Raw genomic sequence first — 22,489 nt, 5'->3', positions numbered from 1 at the left:
CCTATTCACAAACGCGTTCTATAAACTGAATTTTGTCACTCTCTAGTGATAATAAAAGTGGCACAGTGCATTGCTGCGCTGGTTTATTCCCCCACTTCACTTTAATAACACTTTGCTCTGGTACACCACTTAAATACACTTCACCATCATTGGCTACAATACCACTAGTCACTTGTTTATCTTTTTCAAACACGAAGACTTGAGTACCAAAAGCAATCGGATTATCTTTATTCATTAATCTTAATAAAATTCTTGCCCCGCGTTTCGCTTGGAAATTTGCTAATACAATTGCACCTTGTGTCGGAACAACTGTCGTCGTATTGATTGCAACATCATTATTTCCTGTCAATGTGGCAGTATCCACACTTACCTTATTACGTTCATAACGTGTCACTGTTGGAATAACCGCATAACCCGAGGTATCCGTATATAAAGCTTGGGAGTTATTCACTTTAAGATTGTCGATATCTTCCGCTTTAACTAATACCGCTGAGTCATAAATTGTTCGAGATGCCGTCATTCCACCAGAATGCAGTAATAGCGCACCTGTTGCACCTAAATCTACAGAGTTATATTTAGGATCATAGTTATATCCAGCACTGTATTCTCCTGCAGAAATAATATAGTTAGCACTTATCGAATTACTGTATTCATTTCTGCTATGGTTATAACGTTGAGTAAGGTCGTATTGAAGGTTATTATCTTCTAAACGTGTGCCATTAAAGCTAAGCGAACTTGTTGAATCTCCTTTACGACTAGTATTAAAACTATAATTAACCCAATTATTTTTCTGACCAATATCAAATGGGATACTCAAATTCACCGAAAGCATTTGATCATTTGTATTAGAGTAGTCTTGCTTTATATATGAATAAGCAACACTGTAGTTCATCGCGTTGTAATTTGAACTAAAACTCATTGTCAAATTTTTATCTGAACCGCCCTTATCCCAATAATACTGTTGATAGCCATTGACGGAAAAATAGCCAACTCCATCCAATGACTGTGAAATAGACGCTTGGAATTGTTGCTTTTTCCTGCCTATATCGTAGAAATAGTTATTTGATGAAGAAAAATCATAATAGTTTTTTGTTGAATAACGATATGAAGCTAACGAAAATGATGTACCTGTACCAGGCAGGTATTTTGAATATTGAACGCGATATGATTGCCCATCCGCTTTTGTTTTATCAATTAATGTTGTCGAGGCTTGCGTAATATCCGTTGAGATAGCTCCAATATTTCCCAAATTGATGCCAGTTCCCATTGTATAAGCTTGGTAATCAGCGGAAACTAAAAAACCACCATATATCGACATGTTATAAGGTAAACCATAAATTGCAGAAGCTTGTGCAAAATTAGGATTTCTTCGCGCATTATCAACATTATATTTACCAATATCGAGACTGTATTTTAGCGCTCCAGACCTTTGCATCATTGGCACAGCTGAAAATGGTTGAATAAAAGAACGTGTTGTACCATTTGTTTCTTCAATAGTAACGTCTAAATCACCACTATAAGATGTTGGGTAAAGGTCATTAATCGAAAACTCACCTGGCGGTACTGTCGTTTGGTAAATGACATTACCATTTTGCCTTACCGTCACAATGGCATTGGTCTGTGCAATTCCCGTTACAACAGGTGCAAAGCCCCTCTGGCTTTGTGGTAACATGCTCTCATCTGACGCTAATCTAACCCCACGAAACGGGTTGCTTTCCATTACACCATTATCAGAAGATGTTTCGCCAATCGTTAAACGGCTTTTTAATGTTCGAATATCCCGTTCTAAATAAGTTTGTAGGTTATTCCAATGGCTTTCATCCATCGTTTTACTGTATGTACTATGATTTCTTAGCCGCCATGCATTTAAATTAATGCCACTTCTCAAACCTAGAAATGAGTTATTATTGTTATCTCTGTCTTTATACCAATACTTGTTATATCTTGCTGTATAATTAACAAACGCGGCATTAATTCCGTCGTCCCATTCACTTGGTTCAACGTAACCACGGCTCGTATTCTCTAACCCAATTTGAGGAATACTTAATTGCAATTGATTAACTTCAAAATGATAGCCCAGCTTCGCCCCCGGAATAAGTGTCTCAATGTTTTTCACATATTCGTTCTCATTCATATCTGAGAATTCTTGGCTTACTGAATTTTTCACCCCCCATTCTAATAACATTTTTTTTGTCACTTCAGGGATGAGCTTTTTTATTTTATTGTCATAAACAAAGGTTATGCTCTTGTTCACAACTAAATTATTGTTTATATAGATATCGACATAGTAAGTACCTGGCAGTTGTCCACCGACTTGCGAAAGGTAGCCTAAACTATTAACGTCCGCCACTTGGCTTTCAATGCCTGTATTAATTGCATTAATATCAAATATATCTTCAGAAATAGCACTATTTGTATAAATCACCATGCTGATAGGTATAAATATTTTAGAATAGGCTAGCTTATTTTTCGCGCAGGCAACTGACATTTTTATATACTCTTACTTGTTTTTTTTCTCAATAATGGCGCCATAATCATTAATAAATTGCACCACTATAGAATTATCATTGTTCATATTTTTCTTAAGAATATAATCGTTGTTAAATGGGTAAATTAGGTTTTTGCCATTTACCACATTGCCATTCACTAATATATTTTTTATCGACAAATGGTAAGGTGTTTGATTATTAATCATAATTCCATCTGTTTTTTTTACTAAAAAAACCTTTTCGAAGTCGAATGGCTCAATATCTTTTGAACGCAAAAATAATTTAAACTGTGAGTTAATAATTATCTGTAATTCGTTTTCTATTCCACTATCCTTTGGTGGTATAGATTTGATATTCAATAAATACAGTTTTTCCTGATTAGCCCCTATTGGCTCGCCTATATATGAAATACGTGCAGAACCATTTGTGTCAGGTTCAATCCTAAATAAAGGTGGAGTCGCTATAAATGGCGTTTTTCCTTCACCTTCATAGGGTGATACCCAACTTTGTATTAAAAATGGTTTTTCTTTATCACTATTATAAATTGGAATATCAATTTCACGTTTATTCTCTTCATAAACAAATCGTGTTCCCCCAACGCTAATACCTGCTGCGTAAGAAAAATTGGACATAGTGAACGTAAATAAAAATACTGAAAGTAATATTCTTTTCATAAACACAGCCTGGATTTAAGGAAAGATAGAGAGTGGCGAATACCACCCTCTAATAGTATTAATGGTATTGAATACTATAAACTGCACTGCTGTTTGCAGGACCTGCGGTTGCAGCGCCCGTTGCTTTATAACGAGCAACATAGTCTAAATCGACTGTTGCACCATCAAATTCAACTTCTTTTGAATCTTCAAACAGTTTAATTTGTGTAGTTGCATCTTTTTCAAATAAAGCGATACCCACGTTTTTAGCAACGCCCGCAGCTTGGTTGATCGCAAGAATGTCACGGTCAGCCGTATCACGTGTGCCGCCAAAACGTACTGTCACTTTAGAGTTAGCTGGGCAATCAACAAGCTTAATTGTAAAATCCTTTAGTCCAGCAACTTCACCTTGTGCAGCTAAGCTTTTTGATGAAACTTTCCCAAGGTCAACATTTAAATTTTTAGAGTTGCTATCTACTGTACAAGCGATATCTGTTATTTCTCCAGTAAAATTAATTGTACCTGAAGCTAAAACGGTTGACGCAGATGTTACAGCTAAAGCCACCCCTATTACTGTTAGGGATTTTTTTAGAATACTCATAATAGTTCCTATAATATAGATCTTTAATTATTAATTATTACTTAATGAATAATTACATTACTCATATTGGGAGTGCGGACGGAATATACCATTTACCTTTAGTTAAGTTAACAAATTGATACATTGAATTTTTTTAAATTACATCTAAAATTTTTATGTTTATTTTTATCATTCAAAAAAAGATGTATTTATTTATTTATTTTTATCATTATCGATAAGGTAATATTTTAAAATATCACTCACCATTGAATTTTTATTCAAATACATATAAAAGCGATATTCATTGCTTTTATTTGCAATTCTCAGCTCTTTTAGTGAATTATTATTCAGCTCATCCTGTATTAGATTTTTAGGTAACCATGAATATCCAACTGAATTTTCAGTTAATTTTACCGCTATTTCAACGTTAGCTACATTAATTGTCTGAATGCTTTTCTCAACTTCACCAAAAGCAGGAAGCAGAACGATATGTGTTGTTTTTTCTAATAAATTCAGCACATTAGACTCATTACATGATTGTAATTTATGGTCTGGGCTTGTCACTAAAATAGCATCAACTTGCTCTAAATAAATTGGGTTTAAAGACTCAATTTTATGATGAGTAATGAGCAAATCATAATTTTTCAGTGATAGCACATCGGCCCTATCCAATGAAACTCTTTTAAAATCAATATCATAATCCTTTCTTAGACGTGTGAACTGTCCTATTTTTTCAAGTATTTCATCACTTTGATACAAAGAGTCCATTACAATATTAATTTTTCCATTACCATCATAATTCAATGATTTAGCCAACTCTTCTAATGAAATTGCTTTATTTGTAACCTCCCTAGATAATGCTAAAAGTTGTTCGCCCTGTTTAGTGAGTACTGCACGGCGTCTCTCTAAAGAAAATATCTCAAGTTCCAATGTTTGCTCTAATTTGCTAATCGTATAACTAATTGATGATTGTGTTCTATGCAAAATTTCAGCTGCTTGAGCAAAGCCACCATAGTCAACGACAGCTTGTAAAGTAATCCATTGATCTAATGTCGTTCGGGTTTTTTCCATAATCTCTCCAAGTATTAGCCTGAAGTTATTTTTTTAATTCCATTAAAATATAGCAATATATTTTAAATGCGTTAATAGGTATTTATACATAGAGGTTAATTAACAAACATATGTTTAGTTTTTTTTAAGTTAATTTTCTTAAAAATTAAAACATTAGTTTTTAAATGGTCAATTGTTTCTTATTTATTAACAATTAAAAAATCAAATGAAAATCAATAATATTAAATTAATTTAAAACTTAATAAATAAAAACAATAGACTTTTTATTTTTCATTTAAAATAACAAATAGAAATAAACTATTTAATTTTTATTTTAATATAATTTGTTTTTTTACTTTATCATTAAATTTCTCTTTATACGATTAAATTACCATCTATATTTAATCATAAAAATAACATAATTCTAATCATAATAGAATAAATTACCCCCTGCATTATCATTAATAGTTAGTCTTTTTATGATAATAAATTAACATTAAATGCTTCACATTTAAAAAAACTCATATAAAAAATGAAATATAGCACAATAGTCAACGGTAGAAACCATGATCTGTGCGTGCTAATTTAATAACGTTAGCCTAAACATCCATTTTTCATCACATTTATCTCTAATTTTGAGGGTTTAACAAAACCAGCATGTTTTTTTCCAGTCATGATGATAGATAAATATATTAGTCTTCCGCTTAACGCACTCCCTAACTGAAATTTATTTTACCTATAACCCGTATTATTGCCCTCAATCATCTGGCTTATTAAGTCGATTTTAAATGCGTGTTATAGATTAGACATAAAGGTTAGATTTCTGTTTTGTTCAAAAAATCAATGTATATGAAGAATTACATTAAATATAAATATGTAAAACATTAAACTATAACATAGATAAACTTTATCAAATCATCAAATAGATAAAGTTTACTTACTCTTTAAAAGCATTTAAAAAGGGAAATATGGTTTTTGACGTAGAAAATGAGGTTAATTTATGGAATGCAAATGACAATAAATAAAAATATTTCTTTAAATTTCAATAAATTGAGAATGAAATATTATATATGGATTATCTTCGTGAATTTTTTAATTTTAGAAGTAAGTCTAAAAATAAATATTTTAACCTAGGATTACCCTACCTTATGTTAAATTTTCATGTTAAAACTTATAAAATTATAAAAACACATTGGGCTTGAATATCATGATTCTTAGCGAAAAAAAACCACCACAGTAATGTGATGGTTTCAATTGTAACGTTTAAGTCGCACTACCGGTACAGATCCTTACGTTGATAGGGTTCTATCTCCCCTTTTTTGCGCGTTTTCAATAGTTTTAAAATCCATGTATATTGTTCAAGGCTAGGCAAGACGAGGTATTCAAGCTCTTCATTCATCCTACGTGCTATATACTCATCGTCTTTCCCATCAATGTCATCCATTGGCTCACGAATATAAATGTGTAATTGATGAGTTTTATGATCATATACTGGAAATAGCGGCACAATTTTCGCTTTGCATACTTTCATTAAACGACCAATTGCAGGAAGTGTCGCTTTGTATGTACCAAAGAAATCAACAAATTCACTGTGTTCCTCACCATGGTCTTGATCAGGAAGATAGAATCCCCAGTACCCTTGCCTCACGGATGCGATAAATGGCTTAATCCCCGCCTCTCGCGAATGGAGGCGGCCACCAAAATGATAGCGCGCTTTGTTCCAAAGATAATCTGCAACAGGATTCTTTTGATGGTGAAACATTGCGGCCATTTGCTGGCCTTTTGCCGCTAATAACATCGCAGGTGCATCGACTGCCCACCCATGTGGCACCATAAAAATCACATTACTTTGTTGTTCTTTTAACCGCTGAATGATTTCTTCATTATGCCAATGTGTACGTGCTAACGTTTTATTTGCCCCTCGTAGGCACAATTCCGCCAACATGACAAAAGACTGCGGTGCAGTTTCAAACATGCGATCAACTAAATCTTCTCTTTGCTCTTCCGTGTACTCAGGAAAGCAATAAAGTAAGTTGATCTTCGCACGACGACGAGCACTTTTGGCTATTCTGCCCACCCATTTGCCTATTTTAGCCAGCATCGGGTCACGAATTTTAACAGGTATATAAGCAAGCCCTGCAAATACAGCGGCTCCCAACCAAACACCCCAATATTTTGGCAATAAATAAGAACGATGAAATGTTGGCACATAGCCTTTTTTACTGTCTGTGTCTTTATCTTTATTCATACTGCACTCAAGTGAATAATGGCTATATTTTTATAGCTTAAAATAATGATTTATGGAAGCATTTCAAAAAAAACTGGCAGATACAAGTACCTGCCAGTTATGAAAGGAGAAGAATTTATTACAGCTTCAGTTGAGGTTTTGTTTCTTTAACTAACGCTAAGTATTCTTTGCGCTCTTTACCTGTTAACCCACCTGAACTTGGTAATTTGGCAGTTAAAGGATTAACCGCTTGCTGATTTACCCACATTTCAAAATGCAAGTGCGGCCCTGTCGAGCGCCCTGTATTACCTGACAATGCGATGCGGTCACCACGTTTGACTTTTTGACCAGGTTTAACAAGTAATTGACGTAAATGCATATAACGAGTGGTATATTGGCGACCATGACGAATAGCAATAAAGTTGCCCGCAGCACCACTGTATTTCGACACAATCACCTCACCGTCACCAACTGCTAAAACGGGTGTCCCTACTGGCATTGCAAAGTCTACACCCTTATGTGGTGCAACACGCCCTGTTACTGGATTGACACGACGAGGATTGAACTGGGAAGAAACCCTAAATTGTTTCGCTGTTGGAAAACGCAGGAAACCACGTTCTAAGCCATTCCCTTCGCTATCATAGTATTTGCCATCTTCAGCTCGGAACGCATAATAGCTTTTACCATTAGTTTGCAAACGTACACCAACAAGCTGGCTTTGTTCGCTGCGGCCATTGAGCATTTCACGGCTCATTAACACACTAAATTTATCGCCTTTTTTCAATTTACGAAAATCAATTTGCCATTGTAGCGCTTTAATGACTTCACGGCCTTCATTACGTGTTAAACCTGCTTTACTGGTACTTTGTGCAAAAGAACCATCAACAGTACCTTTTAAAATACTGTTCGTCCATTCGCCAGTACGAATTTGCTTAACCTCTTCGAATTTATTCGTCGTGCCTACTCGGTTAAATACCCGCGTTTCACGGCGATTCACTTCCCATGTTAGTGATTCTAATTCACCTTGCTCTGTCAAAGACCAATTTAGTGCCTGACCTATTTTTAGGTTTCTCAGTGACTTATGTTGATTCGAAAGTGTTGCAACATCCCCAGCTTCAATACCAAACTGAGTTAAAATTGTTGTTAAGTTATCACCGCTTGCAACAACATATTCATGGGCTAACGGCGTTGTCTCCCCCTCCGCACCATCTGCTTCTGCTTCGGTATCTGCAAGACCTTCATCAGGTAATTGATCACTACTATCTTGAATAATATCGTCAGTGGCATCAGTGGAAGGTAATAACGCTAGAGGAATGATGGTATCAGGCATACCATCATTTTCAGAAGTCGTTGGAACATGAACTGGCCGCCAAATTGCGACGGCCATGGTAGCGACTGTAAGCGTACTTAATACGATTTTATGAGTTCTAGACAGGCTACCATATACCTGAGCCAGACCTTTGGCCATTTGCTGCACTTAAACAATTCCTTCTATTTTTAATTCAGGCAGCTGGCATATTGTTCCGACAAGTTTGTCAAAAACTGCATGTAGCTATCTGGTCCAAGTACCAGCCCAATTCCGAGTGGGTCGAGAGTTCCCATTTTGACTCCCGTATTACGCGCTACACTTTCAATTACTGCAGGCCTGAATTGTGGCTCAGCAAAAACGCATTGCGCTTTATGCTCAACCAATTGTGTTCGTATTTGATGTAATTTCTGCGCACCAGGCTGTATTTCTGGGTTTATCGTAAAATGCCCCAAAGGAGCGAGTTGATAGTGTTTTTCAAAGTAGCCATAAGCGTCGTGAAAAACAAAATAACCCTTGTTTCGAGCTGGCTGCAAAATACTAGCAATTTTTTTATCACTTTGCGCCATATTTTCTCTGAATTTACGAAGGTTTACGTCTAGCTTATCTTTTTGATCAGGATAAAGCTCTACTAAACGATCATGAATGTCCTGTGCAGCGAAATTTGCGATCTCTGGGGATAACCAGATGTGCATATTATACTCACCATGGTGATGATGTTCGTGATCCTTGTCATGATTAGCTTCATCCGAGTGTTCATGGTCATGTTCATCTTCATGAGACTCGGCCATAAGTCGTGATTTAATGTTTGTCTGTTCCGCTAGTGCCAGACGTTTATTCTGAGGTAACGTATTGATAGGCTTCTGTAAAAACATTTCGAGATCAGGTCCAACCCACACAAATAAGTCTGCTTGTTTAATTTTTTTCAAATCAGAAGGTTTTAATGCGTAATCATGCGGGGATGAACCGTCTGGAAGTAGAACTTGTGTCTCCGTCACGCCATCAGCAATACCTGAGGCAATAAAAGCCAATGGACGAATCGATGTTACCACATCCGCATTTGAGGTAGACACCAATGTTGCACTCAATACGGAGGTCGCCACAGCTCCGAAAAGAAATTTACGGGCAATGTGTTTCGATTTATGTATCATAGCAGTCTTTTTCCGTGATTTTAATTTTGAAATGTTATAATATAACACAACATGATTTCTGCAAGATGTTTTTCATATGCAACCATTACTGACTTTAAATAAAATTTCTGTTTCATTTGGTGACAAGCAAGTCCTTAAAGATGTGTCCTTTGAACTTAACAAAGGAGACATTGTGACGCTTTTAGGGCCAAATGGTGCAGGAAAATCAACCATAGTACGTGTTGTTCTTGGGTTACTTCCCCCAACTTCAGGCTCAATTGAACGTGCCTCATCACTTGCTATTGGCTATGTTCCTCAAAAATTGCATTTAGATACAACGCTCCCCCTAACAGTAAAGCGTTTTATGTTACTCAAGCTAGGTGTTCGCCAAGAACATTTATTACCTGCTCTTGAGCGTGTTAATGCGACTCATCTTCTAGAGCAACCGATGCAAAAGTTATCGGGTGGTGAAACTCAACGCGTTTTACTCGCACGTGCATTGCTCAACAAACCTGACTTGCTCGTACTGGATGAGCCTGCGCAAGGTGTTGATATTACAGGTCAAGTTGCTTTGTATGACTTAATTAATCAATTAAGAACAGAGCTTGGCTGTGCCGTACTCATGGTTTCTCACGACTTACACCTAGTGATGGCAAAAACAGATAAAGTACTCTGTATTAATGGCCATATCTGTTGTTCAGGTGCACCTGATGTGGTGTCCAATCACCCTGAATTTGTTGCTATGTTTGGGTATCGCGGTGCGCAACAATTAGGGGTATATCGCCATCAACATAATCACCAACATGATTTAGAAGGTAATATTATTCGTAGCCATCAACACAGCAAGGACTGCAAGCATGATTGAGTTATTATTACCTGGCTGGATAGCGGGCATGTTACTTGCGATTGCAGCGGGGCCATTAGGCTCTTTCGTTGTTTGGCGTCGCATGTCCTATTTTGGTGACACTTTAGCACATGCTTCTTTATTGGGTGTTGCCTTTGGGTTATTACTAAATATTAACCCTTTTTATGCTGTCGTTGCCGTTACCCTTTTACTTGCACTAATTTTAGTTTGGCTTGAAAAACGCCCACAACTTGCCGTTGATACATTACTCGGAATTATGGCTCACAGCTCGTTATCACTCGGTTTAGTGGTCGTAAGTTTAATGGCTAATGTACGTGTTGACCTAATGGCTTACTTATTTGGTGATCTTCTCTCTGTTAACTATGAAGATATTATCATGATCTTTATTGGTGTGATTGTCGTTTGCGGGTTACTTTTTTATCGCTGGCGAGCGCTTTTATCCATTACCGTTAGTCCTGAGCTTGCTTTTGTCGATGGCATCAATATTCAACGTTTACGTTTATTATTGATGTTAGTCACTGCATTAACAATCGGTATCGCCATGAAGTTTGTTGGTGCACTAATTATTACTTCACTTCTGATTATTCCAGCCGCTACCGCTCGTCGTTTTGCACGTACACCTGAGCAAATGGCATTTATTGCGGTGTTAATTGGTATGATATCGGTCACGGGTGGATTAACCTTTTCGGCATTTTATGATACCCCTGCTGGCCCATCGGTTGTTTTGGTTTCTGCCGTTTTATTTGTGCTCAGCTTAACAGTTAAAGCAAAAAACTAATTGATAACTTAAAAGTTTATCCACGCCGTTGTTTATTTTGAACAACGGCGTTTTTATTTATATAAACTTAATTAATATAAATGGCTTTTCCTTTACCGATTATCCATACTCACAAAGAGTAATTTAAATCACAGGATGGTAACATGAAGCAGTCCCTCACCTTTTTGGTTGCTCTAGGGTTATTTTCAGCATCGGCAAGCGCAATAGAATACTCATGCCAGTTAGAAAATAACAAATTAGTTAGCGTTGTTATAGAAAAAGGCAAACCCCCTGTCTATCGTTATGGAACCTTAGGTAAAACTGAGATTACTCTGCCCACCAATACAAAAGGTAAAGAGAATATTTTTGTCGGAGAAGGGATGTTTATCGGTGGTGCAAGCTCAGTCTACATTCGTTTTCAGAATGGTAATTATAATTATGTACTTTATGATGGGGAGGGTAAAGGTTGGTATTATCAAGGTGTTGTTGTCTACAAAGGTGACAAAATTATCAGTAAAAAAGCATGTAAATCATCATCGAACCTGAACTTGTACAGTATTCTAGATTATGGTTTACCGAAAGACACGGATGATATTGATATCGATTTTACAACCGACCCAAATTCCCGATAAATGCTCAACGCTACCCAGCACGCAAAGTTTCCCCCACCTTAATTCGCTGGTGGGGTATTGGTTACACCTCTTTTGGCGTTAAACCAAAATGGTTATACGCATGCGCTGTCGCCATTCGTCCTCGAGGAGTACGTTGGATAAAACCTTGTTGAATTAAATAAGGTTCTAAAACATCTTCGATTGTTTCACGTTCTTCCCCAATTGCTGCTGCTAAGTTATCCACACCAACAGGACCACCCATAAATTTATCGATAATCGCCACGAGTAGCTTACGGTCTAAGTAATCAAAGCCTGCTGCATCGACATTTAACATATCCAAAGCTTGGTTTGCGATTAGCTCATCAATAGAGCCATCACCTTTAACTTGTGCGAAATCACGTACACGACGTAACAAGCGATTTGTAATACGTGGCGTGCCGCGAGAGCGCATGGCAACTTGCATGGCACCTTCTTCGGTGATATCAAGCCCCATATATTGGGCGCTACGTTTGACAATATACTGTAAGTCCGCAACCTGATAGAATTCAAGGCGTTGTACGATACCAAACCGATCACGTAACGGGGAAGTTAGTGACCCGGCCCGTGTTGTTGCACCAATTAACGTAAATGGCGGTAAATCAATTTTAATGGAACGCGCCGCAGGCCCTTCACCAATCATGATATCCAATTGGTAGTCTTCCATTGCAGGATAAAGAATTTCTTCAACAACAGGTGAGAGGCGGTGAATTTCATCAATAAAGAGCACATCATGTGGCTCTAAGTTGGTTAGCATCGCAGCTAAATCACCTGCTTTTTCCAATACAGGCCCTGAGGTTGTCCGTAAATTTACGCCTAATTCGTTAGCAACAATCCCTGCGAGGGTTGTTTTACCCAGCCCTGGGGGGCCAAAAATCAACAGATGGTCGAGAGCATCACCCCGCATTTTGGCTGCTTGGATAAAAATCTCCATTTGATCTTTAACCTGTGGCTGACCAATATACTCGCTGAGTAATTTTGGTCTAATCGCACGATCAATGGCTTCTTCATCCGACTGTAAAACTTCAGCAGTAATTAAGCGATCTGCTTCAATCATCTCAATGGCCTCTTAATCAGAGTGCTGCACGTAAGGCATCACGGATTAATGTTTCAGAATCACTGCCTGGCTTCGCGACTTTGCTTATCATGCGACTCGCTTCTTGTGGCTTATAGCCCAATGCAATTAATGCCGCCGCTGCTTCTGCTTCGATATCAGCAGTACTTGGTACCTTACTATTCACATTAGGTAAGTTGATCTCACTGGTTTGATTGAATAAATCACCATTCAACCCTTTGAAACGGTCTTTCATTTCAACAACTAAACGTTCGGCTGTTTTTTTACCAATCCCTGGTAACTTAACCAATGATGCAATCGCTTCTTGTTCAATTGCAGAAACAAATTGTTGTGCTGACATACCAGACAAAATTGCCAATGCAAGCTTAGGCCCAACACCGTTAACTTTGATTAATTCTTTGAACAGTGCTCTTTCTTGCTTATCGTTAAAACCATATAGTAATTGGGCGTCTTCACGAACAACAAAATGTGTAAAAACAATCGCTTCTTGCCCGATATCAGGTAATTCATAGAAACACGTCATTGGCATATGAACTTCATAACCTACCCCTTGAAGTTCTAATAAAACTATTGGTGGTTGCTTTTCTAATACGATACCACGTAAACGACCAATCACATTGAATTCCTCTATTATGGCCTAAGACGAAATCTGTTTAGCCAAAGTTATTAATAGTGCTGTTTATACCACAAAAAGGGCTGGATGCATATCCAGTTGCAAGCTATTTGTTTTCATACCGTCAGCTTTCAGACAAACTTCTACCTTAACCGCCCACGCGTTAATACTAAACGAGGATCACCCACTTTTAATAAGTTCTGATTAAAATGGCAATGTGTAATCGCAATCGCCAACGCATCCGCAGCATCGGATTGTGGGTTAGCGGACAGCTTGAGTATTGATTTAACCATATGTTGTACTTGGCTTTTTTCAGCGGCCCCTGTCCCAACAACCGTTTGTTTAACTTGGCGAGCCGCATATTCAAACACTGGAATACTCAAATTTGCCGCTGCAACTATCGCGACGCCACGTGCTTGGCCTAATTTGAGCGCTGAATCTGGGTTTTTTGCCATAAAGACTTGTTCGATTGAAAGAACGTCGGGCTGGTATTGTGTGATAATTTCCGAGACCCCCGCATAAATACGTTGCAGACGACTTGGTAAATCATCAACCTGAGTGCGAATACAACCACTGCCTAGATACAGTAATTGCCGACCTTGTTGGCGAATAACGCCGTAGCCAGTGACACGAGAACCAGGGTCAATTCCTAATATAATTGCCATAAAGAATCGATTTGTACCTCTTATTATTAAATGCTATTTATTCATCATTCTACTTAGTAGCATAATACTATCTATTTCAATTAAATAGCTATTTGATTCTTAATGTTATCCATGGAATATAAAAAGTATAGTAGAAGAAAAAGAAAGAAGAACAAAGGCGTTAGAGAAAACAGGCTGGGTCAGCCCGCTTTCTCTACGCGGAGGGACTAGATTACAGATGTAAAATAGTACGTCACTGATTACAGTGTCGCTGCGACTTCGTCAGAAATATCACCATTATGGTAAACTTCTTGAACGTCGTCAGAATCCTCTAACATGTCGATAAGGCGCATCAATTTTGGTGCCGTTTCAGCATCAAGTTCTGCTGTGATCGATGGGATCATTGAAACTTCAGCCGCTTCGCTCGTAAAGCCTGCTGCATCTAATGCATCTTTAACCGTACCAAATGTTTCAAAGGTAGTGTAAACATCGATTGCACCGTCGTCATAGGTCTCAACGTCATCCGCACCCGCTTCAAGCGCCGCTTCCATCAATGCATCTTCATCCACACCTGGTGCATAAGTAATAACACCACGTTTGGTAAATAAATAAGAGACTGAACCATCTGTTCCCAAGTTACCACCTGTTTTAGTAAACGCGTGGCGCACTTCAGATACGGTACGGTTACGGTTGTCACTTAAGCACTCAACCATAACAGCAGTACCGCCAGGACCATAACCTTCATAAATGATGGTTTCCATATTATCACTTTCATCATTACCCACACCGCGTGCAATTGCACGGTTTAAGGTGTCACGAGTCATGTTATTTGATAATGCTTTATCTACTGCGGCACGTAAACGTGGGTTAGTGCCAGTATCACCACCACCTAAACGTGCAGCAGTGACAAGTTCACGAATAATTTTTGTGAAAATCTTACCGCGCTTAGAATCTTGGGCTGCTTTACGGTGTTTGGTATTGGCCCATTTACTATGACCTGCCATGAAATATCTCCAAAAACGTCAATACAATAATTAATTAGCAAATTCTAAAATAGCCTGACTGTTACTCCATGATTTAGTAAGTTTTGCCGCTTCATTTGGGCTTAACCAACGAAACTCTGTATGTTCAGTCAGTAATGGCATGTGTTCTTCATCTAGCACCATTTTAAACCAGTGCTCTTTGCAATGTGTTACATTCGGTGCATAACGATGCCTGAAATGCGGAAAAATTTCAAAGATGATGCTATGGGACAAGTCTTGCAAGCCGTTTTGTTTAACGTCAAAACCTGTCTCTTCTTTGATTTCACGACACGCAGTTTCATACGGTTTTTCGTTAGGTTCCAGACTTCCAGTCACGGACTGCCAGAAGTCTGGATCATCTTTACGCCGTAGCATTAGCACCCGACCGCTTGTTTCAGCCACGATGATGACTAATACCGATTCAGGGCGCTTAAATGCGGTCATTCGCCGTCTTACTCTTCGTCTTTCGCCACAACAGCAATCGCCAACTCAGTCAACGAGTCTGGGTTTGCATAGCTTGGTGCATTCGTCATTAAACAAGCCGCAGCGGTTGTTTTCGGGAAAGCGATAACATCACGGATGTTATCCGTTCCAGTCAATAACATCACTAAACGGTCAAGGCCAAAAGCTAAACCTGCGTGTGGTGGTGTGCCGTATTTCAGTGCGTCTAATAAGAAACCAAATTTTTCACGTTGATCTTCTTCATTAATACCTAAAATGCTAAACACGGTTTGCTGCATTTCATTACGGTGAATACGCACTGAACCGCCACCCACTTCATAACCGTTAATCACCATATCATAAGCATTGGCAACAGCATCTTCTGGTTTACTTGCTAGCTCTTCTGGTGAGAAATCTTTCGGCGATGTGAATGGATGGTGCATCGCGGTTAAACCACCTTCCCCATCTTCTTCAAACATTGGAAAATCGATGACCCACAGTGGCTGCCAGCTATTTAGATCTGTCAGTTCAAAATCACGCCCCACTTTCAAACGCAGTGCACCCATTGAATCTGTGACCACATTTTTCGCACCTGCACCAAACAGAATGATATCGCCATCCGCTGCACCAGTACGGTCTAACAGTTGGTTAATCACCTCTTCATTGAGGAATTTTGCGACTGGGCTTTGAATACCTTCTATTCCTTTAGCACGTTCGTTGACTTTCATCCAAGCCAACCCTTTCGCACCATATATACCCACGAATTGGCCATATTCGTCAATTTGTTTACGGGTCATTGCTGCGCCGCCAGGCACTTTCAATGCCGCAACACGGCCTTTCGGATCATTCGCAGGACCAGAGAATACGGCAAACTCAACATCTTTAACGATATCAGCAACATCCACCAGTTCCATTGGGTTACGAAGGTCTGGTTTATCTGAACCATAACGACGCATTGCTTCTGCAAACGTCATGATTGGGAAATCGCCTAAATCAACATTTTTCACGTCTAACCAGAGATTGCGGATCATGCGTTCCATGATTTCGCGTACTTGCTCTGCGGTCATAAATGAGGTTTCAACATCGATTTGAGTAAATTCAGGTTGACGGTCTGCTCGTAAATCTTCATCACGAAAGCATTTTACGATTTGATAATAGCGGTCAAAGCCAGACATCATCAGTAACTGTTTAAACAGTTGTGGAGACTGTGGCAGCGCGTAAAATTTACCTTTATGAACACGGCTTGGAACTAAATAGTCACGAGCACCTTCAGGCGTTGCTTTAGTTAACATTGGCGTTTCAACATCAACGAAGCCTTCTGTATCCATGAAATTACGGACAAAACTGGTGATTTTCGCACGAGTGCGTAAGCGCTCAGACATTTCAGGACGGCGTAAATCTAGGTAGCGGTATTTTAAGCGACGCTCTTCTGTATTTGTTTGGTTGCTATCGAGTGGCAACGGTTCTGATTTATTGAATACATAAAGCTCTTGCGCAAAAATTTCAATTTCCCCAGTCGCCATATCTTTATTTTTCTGGCTATCTGGACGCGCGCGTACTGTCCCTGTGATTTGGATACAGAACTCATTACGCAGCTCTGACGCTTTTTCAAATATGTCTTTACGATCTGGATCGAAGAAAACTTGAACGATGCCTTCACGGTCACGCATATCGATAAAAATCAAACCACCTAAGTCGCGACGGCGGTTTACCCATCCACAAAGAGTGACCTGTTGGCCTTCGTGAGCAATGCTTAACTGCCCACAATAATTAGTACGCATACAATATCCTTTTACTCAGCTGTTGTGCTTTTGCTTGCTGCGGGATTTTGGCATTTTGCTGAACCCTATTTGCGAAACACGGGCTGAAAATTCAGAATGTCAAAAAGGCAGACATTATACAGGAAATTCTGTTAGACAAATAGTTGCGAATACCGCTTATCGCCTAAACCATTTTGTTTTTAATCATATTTTCATCATTTTTATGGTTGTTCATCAACTTCATTGTGATTACCACCCTTAGCTAGACAGGGTTAAATGAGGAATATGGTTAAGTTGATTTTAAGGGACTAAAGACGCCATGTATATATTATGGCAAAGGTTTATTTCTAATATCACTTATTGCTGCACAAAAAGTACACGAAGCTTACAGAGTAAGACCTTCATCCCTTTTTATAACTTAATAGCTTAGACATTCTAGGAATTAGGTCGATTTAGGAATTGTTACCTTTTTCAGTTTGCTATAATCCAATTAACTCAGTAATCAACCTAATTAATCATCTGCTGCTTAAGGATCACACATGAAAAAACTGTTAATTGCTTCATCTATGCTGATGCTACTTGTTGGATGCCAAACTGTGAAAACTGCAGATATTGATAACAATAAAACATTTTACATCGATTCCACACTCGCTGACTGCGTGGGTGTTGCTCCAATGAAGTGTATGAAAGTCAAAGAAAACCCAAATGATGACTGGCAGTTATTCTATAGTTCTATTCAAGGTTTTGAATATCAACCAGGCTTCTCTTACGTCTTACAAGTTAAACAATTTGATGTACCAAACCCACCAGCTGATGCACCAAGCATCCGCTATGAACTTGTAAAAATCGTTGAAAAGAAATAAATTTTAATCCTTGATAATCATTAAGTGGGCTTACTTCCTGCTTAATGGCTTTATTTTATCTCAACCAAATTGAGCAAACTAACCATCGGAAATAACAAGAGTAGCAAAATTATGAGTGATAAAATTATTGATAAACTTGGGTTAATTGCTTTGTCTGAAAATAAAGTTGCCATGGTACGCTCACACAATAAAAGCTTATTTTACATCCCAGGCGGAAAGCGCGAGCAAGGTGAAAGTGATGAGCAAGCTTTATGTCGTGAAATTGAAGAAGAATTGACGTTAAACTTAGTACCTGGCTCTATTGGCTTTTATGGTGAGTTTATAGGACTTGCTGATGGTAAAGACGGTGGCACACAAGTGCGTATTCGTTGCTATTTTGCAGATTACCAAGGAATACCGCAACCTGCCGCTGAAATTGCTGAGTTAGCGTGGTTTACCAGTGAAGATTTACCTCGATGTTCAACGACAGCCGCCGCGGTTCTATCCCAATTAAAACAAGATGGCTTAGTTAAGTAACGCTACGTGATTACCCAAAAAAGTTGTTAATTCATTTGTCGAACGGCATTTTAGGATTTACAATTTAGAAAATATCGTTAATACCCATTACTATAACTTATATTTTTAGGTGTTTTCATAATTTGATTCGTTTTATGGTGGAGTAAAAAATGGTCAGCTCTTTGTACGCTGTACTGGGTGCCTTACTGCTGCTTAGATTATCTTTAAATGTTGTGAAGCTACGTAACCAGTACCGTATAGCCTATGGGGATGGTGGTTTTTATGAACTGCAAACCGCAATTCGTGTTCATGGCAATGCCATTGAATACATACCTATCTCCCTTATTTTATTACTTTTAATGGAGATGAACGGTGCTCAAGTTTGGATGATCCACATTTGTGGTTTAATTTTAATTGCAGGTCGGTTACTCCATTCTTATGGCTTAAAAAACCATGATTACTCTTATCGCCGCTCAGGTATGGTTGCAACTTATCTTTCGATGGCATTAATGGTTATCGCCAATACTTATTATCTGCCATGGCTACAAATCGTTTCATTTAATCTTTAGTGCTCTTCTACGGCACGACTTAATGTGCCGCCTCATTATTTCATTCTCAATGGATTGATTTTCACTGTGCTACCTTTCTGATACAATCCCCCACTACTTTTGTTTGATTATTAATACAGAACTTATGTCAAATCAGGATCCAAACCACAAAGACAGTCTTTTTTCCGCACCGATTGCTAACCTTGGTGATTGGCAATTTGATGAAAAAGTCGCCGAAGTATTCCCCGATATGATCCAGCGCTCTGTGCCTGGCTATTCCAATATTATTACCATGATTGGTATGCTTGCGGGCCGTTTTGTGAAGCCAAACAGCCGCGTATATGATTTAGGCTGCTCATTAGGTGCGGCAACGCTTTCTATTCGACGCAATATTACGGTTGAGAACAGTAAAATTATTGCTATCGATAACTCCCCAGCGATGGTAGAACGATGCCGCCGCCATATTGATGCCTACCGCGCAAAGACCCCCGTTGAGGTGATTGAAGGTGATATTCGTGATGTGAATATTGAAAATGCATCAATGGTTGTACTCAATTTTACTTTGCAATTCCTCAAGCCTGATGACCGACTTTTATTACTCGAAAAAATTTATCGCGGGTTACAACCAGGTGGTATTTTGGTTCTCTCCGAAAAATTTAATTTTGAAGACAACGAAATCGGTGAGTTACTGTTCAATATGCATCATGATTTCAAACGGGCAAATGGCTATAGCGAATTAGAAATTAGCCAAAAGCGCAGCATGTTAGAAAACGTGATGTTGACTGACTCCGTTGAAACACACAAAGCTCGCCTAAAACACGTTGGGTTTAGCCACTGCGAAGTTTGGTTCCAATGTTTTAATTTTGGCTCACTGTTAGCGCTTAAAGAGGCTTAAAGATGATTGATTTCGGTCGTTTTTACCAACAAATTGCCGTTGGCCCATTAAGTCACTGGTTAGAAACATTACCTGCGCAGTTAACAGAGTGGAAAAAACAAGGTTTACACGGTGGTTTTTCCTCATGGGAAAAAATGCTTGATAATTTGCCTGTTATGCATCCAACCCAATTAGACTTAATTAACAGTGTGACGGCAACTCGCGATCCAGCGCTGACCTCTGGGGAAACACGCCGTTTAAATAATATCCTTGAGCAATTAATGCCATGGCGTAAAGGCCCTTTCTCCCTTTATGGTGTCAATATTGATACCGAATGGCGTTCAGATTGGAAATGGGATCGTGTTTTACCGCATATTTCATCATTAAAAAATAGGTATGTGTTAGATGTAGGTTGTGGCAGCGGTTATCATATGTGGCGGATGTTAGGGCAAGAAGCCAAATTTGTTGTCGGCATTGACCCCACAGAACTTTTCTTATGCCAATTTGAAGCGGTAAGAAAATTATTGGGTGATAACCAACAAGTGCATTTATTACCTCTCGGTATTGAGCAACTTCCTGAGCTAAAAGCCTTTGATACGGTGTTCTCCATGGGGGTTTTATATCATCGCCGCTCTCCACTTGACCACTTATGGCAATTAAAAAACCAATTAGTTAGTGAAGGCGAATTAGTGCTCGAAAGTTTAGTGGTTGAAGGTGATGAATTTCAATGCCTCATCCCAGGTGATCGCTATGCACAAATGCGTAACGTCTATTTTATCCCTTCCGCTAAAATGCTTAAGGTGTGGTTAGAAAAATGCGGTTTCGTCGATGTGCGTATTGTTGACCAAGCCGTAACTTCATTAGAGGAACAGCGCCGCACACCGTGGATGAAAACAGATTCTCTCGCAGAATTTTTGGACCCGAATGACCAAACTAAGACGGTTGAGGGCTATCCAGCTCCGCTGCGGGCAATTCTAGTTGCACGAAAGCCTTAAACGAGTAATGTGCCTATCGGTATAACCCCATAGGCACATTTCATCAGCCCATTATTACATCGCTATTTGCCATAAGTTATAAAATGCAACTCGTCCAGATAACTCGGCGAGTATCACCGCTAACACGCAAATACTGAGCACAATAGCAGAGTTTCTGCCGCGATAGAGCAGCGCAGGAAAAACAAACAGCATGATTGCTATCACCACTAATTGAAACGCCCAAAAACCAGCTTGTTCAGCACTTATTACAGGCCCTGTTTCACCTAGGAATGAGATATATGCCGCTCTTGTGGCAAAAATGATAATCGCACCAAGCAGAAATGCCATTGAACCAAGCCGTTGCGCCCCCATTAAAATCGCCAGTGCCCCACCGCCAACAAACAGTGTCATCCACATTTGCAGTGTTGTGAAAACCGTAAACCAGTTGGCAACAGTTTCAATATTATAGACTTGCGGTATTGACCATACGAATGCCAATCCGAAAATGATCGCGCCCACATTACAGACTTCTCGTAACATGGCATTTTTGACAAACAACGTAAAAAAGACAATCCCTGCACCAAATGCGACAAAAATACCGCTCAGTAAGGCTTCATTACTCATTGGCGAGCGCCCTACACCTAACAACATATTGAAAAAACGCAATGGTTGTCCCACATGCAAACTGCCGATAACTAAAGCGATAAGCATCAATACAAAAGCCAGGATGTTCGATTGGCGTAATTGTTCGCTACTCGACCAACCGATTCGTTTGCTTAGATAAGCAAACAGATAAAGCCCAGCGGCAGACTGACCAAAAACAGTAAAAAAAACAAGAGGAAGTTCGTGCATGTTAGACCTCCGCAGGGTTCTGTAATATCCCGCTTTTATCACCCGATGGTTTAGCATCTTTATGCGGTTTAATCACGATATTGGGATTTGTTAAACTTGGGTCTGGCATTGGGGCAATCCCACTAATTTGTCCATGGCGCTCACGTAACACGTTAATATCATCAAAATCTAACGCACGCTGAGGGCATGATTCGACGCACACAGGTTTCATGCCTTTTTCTACTCGCTCATAACAGCCATCACATTTGCTCATCAGCTTTTTCTTTTCATCATATTGCGGAGCGCCATAAGGGCAACGTAACTCACAATACCGACAACCGACACAAATAGTTTGATCAACAACCACGAGGCCATCTTGCTCTCGTTTATGCATCGCTCCTGTTGGGCAACCCTCGACACATGTTGGGTTTGAACAGTGATTACAAGAAATTGACAAGTAATAGCTGTACACATTTTGCTGCCAAATACCGTCTTGTTGCTGCCAACTTCCCCCTCCGAATTCATAAACACGGCGGAACTTAGGGCCAAGGTCTAAATCCTTTTCATCTTTACAACTGACCTGACAGGTTTTACACCCCGTGCATTTGGTCGAATCAAAATAAAAACCATACTGTTTCATTTGTC

General features: G+C 39.0%; 23 protein-coding genes. 8 read left to right on the top strand and 15 right to left on the bottom strand.

What is annotated here, in order from left to right:
• Window position 1 precedes the first annotated feature (1 nt).
• The 7 genes from M1F05_RS09245 to znuA form a co-directional block, all read right to left on the bottom strand.
• Window positions 2-2,488, bottom strand: a complete 2,487-nt coding sequence (locus M1F05_RS09245; RefSeq protein ID WP_206084180.1) for a fimbria/pilus outer membrane usher protein — start codon at window positions 2,486-2,488, stop codon at window positions 2-4.
• Window positions 2,489-2,500: 12 nt separating this feature from the next.
• Window positions 2,501-3,163, bottom strand: coding sequence for a molecular chaperone (locus M1F05_RS09240; protein ID WP_206084179.1), 663 nt, complete (start codon window positions 3,161-3,163; stop codon window positions 2,501-2,503).
• Window positions 3,164-3,221: 58 nt separating this feature from the next.
• Window positions 3,222-3,743, bottom strand: a complete 522-nt coding sequence (locus tag M1F05_RS09235; RefSeq protein WP_206084178.1) for a fimbrial protein — start codon at window positions 3,741-3,743, stop codon at window positions 3,222-3,224.
• A 192-nt stretch (window positions 3,744-3,935) separates the two neighbouring features.
• Window positions 3,936-4,793, bottom strand: a complete 858-nt coding sequence (locus M1F05_RS09230; protein ID WP_206084177.1) for a LysR family transcriptional regulator — start codon at window positions 4,791-4,793, stop codon at window positions 3,936-3,938.
• A gap of 1,252 nt (window positions 4,794-6,045) precedes the next feature.
• The gene (lpxM, locus tag M1F05_RS09225; protein ID WP_206084176.1) at window positions 6,046-7,020 is read right to left on the bottom strand and encodes a lauroyl-Kdo(2)-lipid IV(A) myristoyltransferase; all 975 of its coding nucleotides are present in this window, start codon (window positions 7,018-7,020) and stop codon (window positions 6,046-6,048) included.
• 118 nt (window positions 7,021-7,138) lie between these two features.
• Window positions 7,139-8,476: a murein DD-endopeptidase MepM gene (gene mepM / locus M1F05_RS09220; protein WP_241016837.1), complete on the bottom strand. Its 1,338-nt coding sequence runs from the start codon at window positions 8,474-8,476 to the stop codon at window positions 7,139-7,141.
• A gap of 20 nt (window positions 8,477-8,496) precedes the next feature.
• The gene (gene znuA / locus M1F05_RS09215; protein ID WP_206084175.1) at window positions 8,497-9,456 is read right to left on the bottom strand and encodes a zinc ABC transporter substrate-binding protein ZnuA; all 960 of its coding nucleotides are present in this window, start codon (window positions 9,454-9,456) and stop codon (window positions 8,497-8,499) included.
• A gap of 76 nt (window positions 9,457-9,532) precedes the next feature.
• Between znuA and znuC the strand changes: the two genes are divergently transcribed.
• The 3 genes from znuC (at window position 9,533) to M1F05_RS09200 (ending at window position 11,689) form a co-directional block, all read left to right on the top strand.
• Window positions 9,533-10,300, top strand: a complete 768-nt coding sequence (gene znuC / locus M1F05_RS09210) for a zinc ABC transporter ATP-binding protein ZnuC (protein ID WP_206084174.1) — start codon at window positions 9,533-9,535, stop codon at window positions 10,298-10,300.
• Window positions 10,293-11,078 carry a zinc ABC transporter permease subunit ZnuB gene (gene znuB, locus M1F05_RS09205; protein ID WP_206084173.1) on the top strand — a complete coding sequence of 262 codons (786 nt, stop codon included), beginning with the start codon at window positions 10,293-10,295 and terminating at the stop codon, window positions 11,076-11,078. Before znuC ends, znuB begins: the two co-directional genes overlap by 8 nt.
• A 143-nt stretch (window positions 11,079-11,221) precedes the next feature.
• Entirely contained in the window at window positions 11,222-11,689 is a 468-nt protein-coding gene (locus M1F05_RS09200) for a hypothetical protein (RefSeq protein WP_206084172.1), read from the top strand.
• 61 nt (window positions 11,690-11,750) lie between these two features.
• Here the strand turns inward: M1F05_RS09200 and ruvB are convergent, their stop codons facing one another.
• The 6 genes from ruvB to aspS all read right to left on the bottom strand — a co-directional run bounded on the left by ruvB (window position 11,751) and on the right by aspS (window position 17,280).
• Window positions 11,751-12,761, bottom strand: a complete 1,011-nt coding sequence (ruvB, locus tag M1F05_RS09195; protein WP_206084171.1) for a Holliday junction branch migration DNA helicase RuvB — start codon at window positions 12,759-12,761, stop codon at window positions 11,751-11,753.
• A gap of 16 nt (window positions 12,762-12,777) precedes the next feature.
• The gene (gene ruvA / locus M1F05_RS09190; RefSeq protein ID WP_206084170.1) at window positions 12,778-13,395 is read right to left on the bottom strand and encodes a Holliday junction branch migration protein RuvA; all 618 of its coding nucleotides are present in this window, start codon (window positions 13,393-13,395) and stop codon (window positions 12,778-12,780) included.
• Between the two features lie 140 nt (window positions 13,396-13,535).
• A complete protein-coding gene (gene ruvC, locus M1F05_RS09185; protein ID WP_206084169.1) occupies window positions 13,536-14,057 on the bottom strand; it encodes a crossover junction endodeoxyribonuclease RuvC in 522 nt (173 codons plus the stop codon).
• A 239-nt stretch (window positions 14,058-14,296) separates the two neighbouring features.
• Window positions 14,297-15,040 (bottom strand): YebC/PmpR family DNA-binding transcriptional regulator, encoded by a 744-nt coding sequence (locus M1F05_RS09180; RefSeq protein WP_206084168.1) that lies wholly within the window; start codon window positions 15,038-15,040, stop codon window positions 14,297-14,299.
• Between the two features lie 30 nt (window positions 15,041-15,070).
• The gene (nudB, locus tag M1F05_RS09175) at window positions 15,071-15,502 is read right to left on the bottom strand and encodes a dihydroneopterin triphosphate diphosphatase (RefSeq protein WP_206084167.1); all 432 of its coding nucleotides are present in this window, start codon (window positions 15,500-15,502) and stop codon (window positions 15,071-15,073) included.
• An 8-nt stretch (window positions 15,503-15,510) separates the two neighbouring features.
• Window positions 15,511-17,280 (bottom strand): aspartate--tRNA ligase, encoded by a 1,770-nt coding sequence (gene aspS, locus M1F05_RS09170; protein WP_206084166.1) that lies wholly within the window; start codon window positions 17,278-17,280, stop codon window positions 15,511-15,513.
• A 518-nt stretch (window positions 17,281-17,798) separates the two neighbouring features.
• Between aspS and M1F05_RS09165 the strand changes: the two genes are divergently transcribed.
• The 5 genes from M1F05_RS09165 to cmoB all read left to right on the top strand — a co-directional run bounded on the left by M1F05_RS09165 (window position 17,799) and on the right by cmoB (window position 21,034).
• Window positions 17,799-18,122, top strand: a complete 324-nt coding sequence (locus tag M1F05_RS09165; protein ID WP_206084165.1) for a DUF4377 domain-containing protein — start codon at window positions 17,799-17,801, stop codon at window positions 18,120-18,122.
• 111 nt (window positions 18,123-18,233) lie between these two features.
• On the top strand, window positions 18,234-18,638 hold the full coding sequence (locus M1F05_RS09160; protein ID WP_206084164.1) for an NUDIX hydrolase: 405 nt from the start codon (window positions 18,234-18,236) through the stop codon (window positions 18,636-18,638).
• Window positions 18,639-18,787: 149 nt separating this feature from the next.
• Window positions 18,788-19,186: an MAPEG family protein gene (locus M1F05_RS09155; RefSeq protein ID WP_206084163.1), complete on the top strand. Its 399-nt coding sequence runs from the start codon at window positions 18,788-18,790 to the stop codon at window positions 19,184-19,186.
• 124 nt (window positions 19,187-19,310) lie between these two features.
• Window positions 19,311-20,060 (top strand): carboxy-S-adenosyl-L-methionine synthase CmoA, encoded by a 750-nt coding sequence (cmoA, locus tag M1F05_RS09150; RefSeq protein ID WP_206084162.1) that lies wholly within the window; start codon window positions 19,311-19,313, stop codon window positions 20,058-20,060.
• 2 nt (window positions 20,061-20,062) lie between these two features.
• Complete coding sequence (gene cmoB, locus M1F05_RS09145; protein WP_206084161.1) at window positions 20,063-21,034, top strand: tRNA 5-methoxyuridine(34)/uridine 5-oxyacetic acid(34) synthase CmoB; 972 nt, start codon at window positions 20,063-20,065, stop codon at window positions 21,032-21,034.
• Window positions 21,035-21,088: 54 nt separating this feature from the next.
• On the opposite strand, the gene M1F05_RS09140 is transcribed toward cmoB, so the two are convergent.
• Both M1F05_RS09140 and M1F05_RS09135 read right to left on the bottom strand, forming a co-directional pair.
• Complete coding sequence (locus tag M1F05_RS09140) at window positions 21,089-21,865, bottom strand: dimethyl sulfoxide reductase anchor subunit family protein (protein WP_206084160.1); 777 nt, start codon at window positions 21,863-21,865, stop codon at window positions 21,089-21,091.
• 1 nt (window position 21,866) lies between these two features.
• Complete coding sequence (locus M1F05_RS09135; protein ID WP_206084159.1) at window positions 21,867-22,484, bottom strand: DMSO/selenate family reductase complex B subunit; 618 nt, start codon at window positions 22,482-22,484, stop codon at window positions 21,867-21,869.
• Between the last annotated feature and the right edge of the window lie 5 nt (window positions 22,485-22,489).

The organism is Providencia sp. PROV252 (assembly GCF_033676005.1).
GTDB classification, from domain to species: Bacteria; Pseudomonadota; Gammaproteobacteria; order Enterobacterales; family Enterobacteriaceae; genus Providencia; species Providencia vermicola.
The sequence above is the reverse complement of the archived record's forward strand: the minus strand, read 5'-3'. Positions and strand labels throughout refer to the sequence as shown.

Bases quoted from the DNA above. Each gene is read 5' to 3' on its own strand.
- M1F05_RS09245 (WP_206084180.1), bottom strand. From the start codon at position 2,488: ATGTCAGTTGCCTGCGCGAAAAATAAGCTAGCCTATTCTAAAATATTT.
- M1F05_RS09240 (WP_206084179.1), bottom strand. From the start codon at position 3,163: ATGAAAAGAATATTACTTTCAGTATTTTTATTTACGTTCACTATGTCC.
- M1F05_RS09235 (WP_206084178.1), bottom strand. From the start codon at position 3,743: ATGAGTATTCTAAAAAAATCCCTAACAGTAATAGGGGTGGCTTTAGCT.
- M1F05_RS09230 (WP_206084177.1), bottom strand. From the start codon at position 4,793: ATGGAAAAAACCCGAACGACATTAGATCAATGGATTACTTTACAAGCT.
- lpxM (WP_206084176.1), bottom strand. From the start codon at position 7,020: ATGAATAAAGATAAAGACACAGACAGTAAAAAAGGCTATGTGCCAACA.
- znuA (WP_206084175.1), bottom strand. From the start codon at position 9,456: ATGATACATAAATCGAAACACATTGCCCGTAAATTTCTTTTCGGAGCT.
- znuC (WP_206084174.1), top strand. From the start codon at position 9,533: ATGCAACCATTACTGACTTTAAATAAAATTTCTGTTTCATTTGGTGAC.
- znuB (WP_206084173.1), top strand. From the start codon at position 10,293: ATGATTGAGTTATTATTACCTGGCTGGATAGCGGGCATGTTACTTGCG.
- M1F05_RS09200 (WP_206084172.1), top strand. From the start codon at position 11,222: ATGAAGCAGTCCCTCACCTTTTTGGTTGCTCTAGGGTTATTTTCAGCA.
- ruvB (WP_206084171.1), bottom strand. From the start codon at position 12,761: ATGATTGAAGCAGATCGCTTAATTACTGCTGAAGTTTTACAGTCGGAT.
- ruvC (WP_206084169.1), bottom strand. From the start codon at position 14,057: ATGGCAATTATATTAGGAATTGACCCTGGTTCTCGTGTCACTGGCTAC.
- M1F05_RS09180 (WP_206084168.1), bottom strand. From the start codon at position 15,040: ATGGCAGGTCATAGTAAATGGGCCAATACCAAACACCGTAAAGCAGCC.
- nudB (WP_206084167.1), bottom strand. From the start codon at position 15,502: ATGACCGCATTTAAGCGCCCTGAATCGGTATTAGTCATCATCGTGGCT.
- aspS (WP_206084166.1), bottom strand. From the start codon at position 17,280: ATGCGTACTAATTATTGTGGGCAGTTAAGCATTGCTCACGAAGGCCAA.
- M1F05_RS09165 (WP_206084165.1), top strand. From the start codon at position 17,799: ATGAAAAAACTGTTAATTGCTTCATCTATGCTGATGCTACTTGTTGGA.
- M1F05_RS09160 (WP_206084164.1), top strand. From the start codon at position 18,234: ATGAGTGATAAAATTATTGATAAACTTGGGTTAATTGCTTTGTCTGAA.
- M1F05_RS09155 (WP_206084163.1), top strand. From the start codon at position 18,788: ATGGTCAGCTCTTTGTACGCTGTACTGGGTGCCTTACTGCTGCTTAGA.
- cmoA (WP_206084162.1), top strand. From the start codon at position 19,311: ATGTCAAATCAGGATCCAAACCACAAAGACAGTCTTTTTTCCGCACCG.
- cmoB (WP_206084161.1), top strand. From the start codon at position 20,063: ATGATTGATTTCGGTCGTTTTTACCAACAAATTGCCGTTGGCCCATTA.
- M1F05_RS09140 (WP_206084160.1), bottom strand. From the start codon at position 21,865: ATGCACGAACTTCCTCTTGTTTTTTTTACTGTTTTTGGTCAGTCTGCC.
- M1F05_RS09135 (WP_206084159.1), bottom strand. From the start codon at position 22,484: ATGAAACAGTATGGTTTTTATTTTGATTCGACCAAATGCACGGGGTGT.